The sequence below is a fragment of the Streptomyces sp. NPDC086077 genome (assembly GCF_040686175.1).
GTDB lineage: Bacteria > Actinomycetota > Actinomycetes > Streptomycetales > Streptomycetaceae > Streptomyces.
Genome location: NZ_JBFBJT010000287.1, coordinates 1 through 3651, shown reverse-complemented (window position 1 = coordinate 3651; position 3651 = coordinate 1). Strand labels below are relative to the sequence as shown.

The following is a 3651-nucleotide window of genomic DNA, read 5'->3' as shown; positions in this document are numbered from 1 at the left end:
TCCACGGCCGTACGGTCGCCGCCGCCGCGATGACCACGTCCGGCATCCGCTTCCGCTCCGGTTTCTCGCCCCTGATGAGCGGTGTCGTCGTCACCCCGTTCCCGACGGCCTACCGCTACGGCTGGGACGAGCGGACCGCCACCGACTTCGCCCTGAAGGAACTCGACCACACCCTCCAGACGATCTCCTCGCCGGCCGACACCGCCGCGGTCATCGTCGAACCCGTGCTCGGCGAGGGCGGATACGTGCCCGCGACCCGTGCCTTCCTGGAGGGCCTGCGGGAACGGGCCGACCGGCACGGCTTCCTGCTGGTCCTCGACGAGGTGCAGACCGGCGTCGGCCGCACCGGACGCTTCTGGGGCCACGACCACTTCGGCGTCACACCCGACATCCTCGTCACCGCCAAGGGTCTGGCCAGCGGCTTCCCCCTGTCCGGCATCGCAGCCCCCGAGGAACTGATGCGGAAGGCGTGGCCGGGTTCGCAGGGCGGCACGTACGGCGCCAACGCCGTGGCGTGCGCGGCGGCCTGCGCCACCCTCGACGTCGTACGCGACGAGAAGCTCGTCGAGAACGCCGGGGCGATGGGCGTCCGGCTGCGCCGGGGCCTGGAGGAGGTGGCCGGGCGGACACCGGCCATCGGTGACGTACGGGGGCTCGGGCTGATGCTCGGCACCGAGTTCGTCACCGAGGACGGCGGCCCCGACCCCGACACGGCCGCCCGGGTGCAGCGGGCCGCCGTCGACGAGGGACTGCTCCTGCTGCTGTGCGGGGCCTGGAACCAGGTCGTGCGGATGATCCCGGCGCTCGTCGTCGACGAGACCGCGATCGACGAGGGCCTTCGGGCGTGGGCGGCGGCGGTGGAGGCCGGCACGTCCGCAGCGGCGCGGCGATGACCACGGCGCCGGGGGACCGGCCGGCCGCCCGTCTCGCCGAGAGCGCGCCCGGCCTGCTGGTCACGCGACGGCCTGTGCTGCGCCCTGACCTGGGTCAGCACCGGCCAACCGGCCATGGCGCGCCGGGTCATGGCCCGTACCGTCGCCCGCCTCGACACGGGCGACGAACTGCCGGTCGTCGTGGTCGAGCCCAGCTGCGCCGCCGCCCTGAGGAGCGACGTGCCCGACCTCCTCGGTACCGACGCCGCCCGGCGTGTCGCGGCCCGCGTCCACACCCTCACCGGTGCCCTGACCGACCTGGCCGCTGCGGGCTGGACCCCGCCGCCTCCGCCGGACCACGTCGTCCTGCAGACGCACTGCCACGAGTACGCCACCTTCACCGGACGCCGCCCGCGCGACCTGCTCCGCCGGCTCGGCGCGGAGCAGGTCGACGAGGCCGAGGGCTGCTGCGGACTCGCCGGGAACTTCGGCTTCGAGGAACAGCACTACGACACCTCGCTCGCCGTCGCCGGCCTGGCCCTTACGCCACGCCTCGACGAACTCCCGGACGGCGGGCGCACCGTCGTCGTGGCCGACGGGTTCAGCTGCGCCACCCAGATCGGCCACCTCGCCGGTGACCGAGGCGTCCACGCCGTCCATCTCGCGGAACTGCTCGACCCCGCCGCCGACCCACCAGAGGAGCCCTCATGACTCCGGACGTACGCAAGCAACTCCTCGTCGGCGGCACCTGGCTGGATGCCGCCGACGGCGCCACCATGGCCGTCGACGACCCCGCCACCGGCGAGATCATCGCCCACGTCGCCGACGCGGGCCCCAAGGACGCCCGGCTGGCCGAGGACGCCGCGGTGCGGGCGCAGCGGGAGTGGGCACACACGGCACCCAGGGCACGCAGCGAGATCCTGCGCCGCGCCTACGAGATCATCCGCGACCGCACCGACGAACTCGCCCGCCTGATGACCTCCGAGGTGGGCAAGCCGCTGGCGGAGGCCAGGGGCGAGGTGGCCTACGCGGCGGAGTTCTTCCGCTGGTTCTCGGAGGAGGCCGTCCGCATCGACGGCGGCCACGGAACCCTCCCCGACGGCCGCAACCGCATGCTGCTCTCCCGCCGTCCGGTCGGCCCCTGCCTGCTGATCACCCCGTGGAACTTCCCCCTCGCCATGGGCACCCGCAAGATCGGACCCGCGATCGCGGCCGGCTGCACGATGGTGCTCAAGCCGGCGCCGCAGACCCCGCTCTCCAGCCTGGCCGTCGCCGCGATCCTCGAGGAGGCCGGACTGCCGGACGGCGTGCTGAACGTCGTGACCACCTCCCGGGCCGGTGAGGTGTGCGAGCCCCTGCTGCGTGGCGGACGCATCCGCAAGCTGTCCTTCACCGGCTCCACGCAGGTCGGGCGGCTGCTGCTCGCACAGTGCGCCGACACCGTCGTACGCGCCTCGATGGAGCTGGGCGGGAACGCGCCGTTCCTCGTCTTCGAGGACGCGGACCTGGACGTGGCCGTGGAGGGCGCGCTGGTCGCCAAGATGCGCAACATGGGGGAGGCGTGCACCGCCGCCAACCGCTTCTTCGTCCACCGGTCGGTGGCGGGGGAGTTCGGGAACCGGCTCGCCGCACGGATGGGGGCGCTCGTCGTCGGCCCCGGCACCCAGGAGGGTGTGGACGTCGGCCCGCTCATCGACGCCGCCGGGCGCGCCAAGGTCGAGCAGCTGGTCGACGACGCGGTGGCGCGCGGCGCCCGGGTGCTCGTCGGCGGCCGTGCACCGGACGGGCCGGGCTGCTTCTACCCGCCGACCGTGCTCACGGACGTCTCCCCGGACAGCCGTCTGACGGCCACGGAGATCTTCGGCCCGGTCGCGGCGATCCTCACCTTCGACGACGAGGACGAGGTGGTCCGCCGCGCCAACGACACGCCCTGGGGTCTGGTCGGTTACGTCTTCACCGAGGGCCTCGACCGGGCCCTGCGCGTGAGCGAACGCCTGGACGTGGGCATGGTGGGCCTCAACACCGGTCTCGTCTCCAACCCGGCGGCACCCTTCGGCGGGGTCAAGCAGTCCGGGCTGGGCCGGGAGGGCGGACGCGTGGGGATCGACGAGTTCCTGGAGTACCAGTACCTCGCGATGCCCGTGGCGCGGTGAGGGGGCCGGGCGGAGCAGTGTCTGATCAGCCCTGCGGGGGTCGCTGCCCTGCGGACGGGGGAGGGGGCTCCGGACCGGTGGGTGTGACGGTCTCGCCCCGGATCACCCGGGGCGCGGCCCGCTCCCCGGCCGGTGCCCGCTGATCGTTCGTCGCCTTGGCCTCCGCCTTCAGAATGCGCGCCGACTTGCCCGCCGAGCGGGCCAGTTCGGGAAGCTTCTTGGCAGCGAGGGCGGCTATGACGACGATGAGGACGACGGCGAGTTCACTCAGTCCGAACATGCGTCGAATCTACAGCACTGTAGAAGAGTAGCGGGCGGGGAAGAGGTCCGGGTGTCCGTACGATGGACCGCCCGTGAAGTGCGCGGCAGCGGAAGGGAGACAGGGCGTGACGGATCACCGGGGCCCCCGGCGACGGCGGCAGGGCGAGCTGGAGGTGCAGGTCCTGGCCGCCCTGCGGGAGGCGGACGGGCCCGCGACCGCCGGGTGGGTGCGCCAGCGGCTCGGTGGTGACCTCGCCTACACGACGGTGATCACGATCCTGACCCGGCTGCTGGCCAAGGGCGCGGTGACCCGTGAACGCGCCGGGCGGTCGTTCGCCTGGACGCCGGCCTCGGACGGCGCGGGG

At 73.6% G+C, this 3651-nt stretch carries 5 protein-coding genes; 4 read left to right on the top strand and 1 reads right to left on the bottom strand.

Features of this window, described 5'->3' with window-relative positions:
• The 3 genes from AB0O67_RS36935 to AB0O67_RS36925 form a co-directional block, all read left to right on the top strand.
• On the top strand, positions 1-893 hold an 893-nt coding region (locus AB0O67_RS36935; RefSeq protein WP_365460377.1), incomplete at its 5' end, for an aminotransferase class III-fold pyridoxal phosphate-dependent enzyme.
• Between the two features lie 129 nt (positions 894-1022).
• A complete protein-coding gene (locus AB0O67_RS36930; protein ID WP_365460374.1) occupies positions 1023-1583 on the top strand; it encodes a hypothetical protein in 561 nt (186 codons plus the stop codon).
• Positions 1580-3025, top strand: coding sequence for an NAD-dependent succinate-semialdehyde dehydrogenase (locus tag AB0O67_RS36925; RefSeq protein WP_365460371.1), 1446 nt, complete (start codon positions 1580-1582; stop codon positions 3023-3025). Before AB0O67_RS36930 ends, AB0O67_RS36925 begins: the two co-directional genes overlap by 4 nt.
• Positions 3026-3050: 25 nt before the next feature.
• Here the strand turns inward: AB0O67_RS36925 and AB0O67_RS36920 are convergent, their stop codons facing one another.
• Complete coding sequence (locus AB0O67_RS36920; RefSeq protein ID WP_365460368.1) at positions 3051-3305, bottom strand: twin-arginine translocase TatA/TatE family subunit; 255 nt, start codon at positions 3303-3305, stop codon at positions 3051-3053.
• Between the two features lie 106 nt (positions 3306-3411).
• Here AB0O67_RS36920 and AB0O67_RS36915 point away from each other — a divergent pair.
• Positions 3412-3651: BlaI/MecI/CopY family transcriptional regulator (locus AB0O67_RS36915; protein WP_365460365.1), on the top strand; the 240-nt coding region annotated here is incomplete at its 3' end.

Excerpts from the sequence above, each read along its gene's own strand:
- AB0O67_RS36930 (WP_365460374.1), top strand. The coding sequence starts at position 1,023 with ATGGCCCGTACCGTCGCCCGCCTCGACACGGGCGACGAACTGCCGGTC.
- AB0O67_RS36925 (WP_365460371.1), top strand. The coding sequence starts at position 1,580 with ATGACTCCGGACGTACGCAAGCAACTCCTCGTCGGCGGCACCTGGCTG.
- AB0O67_RS36920 (WP_365460368.1), bottom strand. The coding sequence starts at position 3,305 with ATGTTCGGACTGAGTGAACTCGCCGTCGTCCTCATCGTCGTCATAGCC.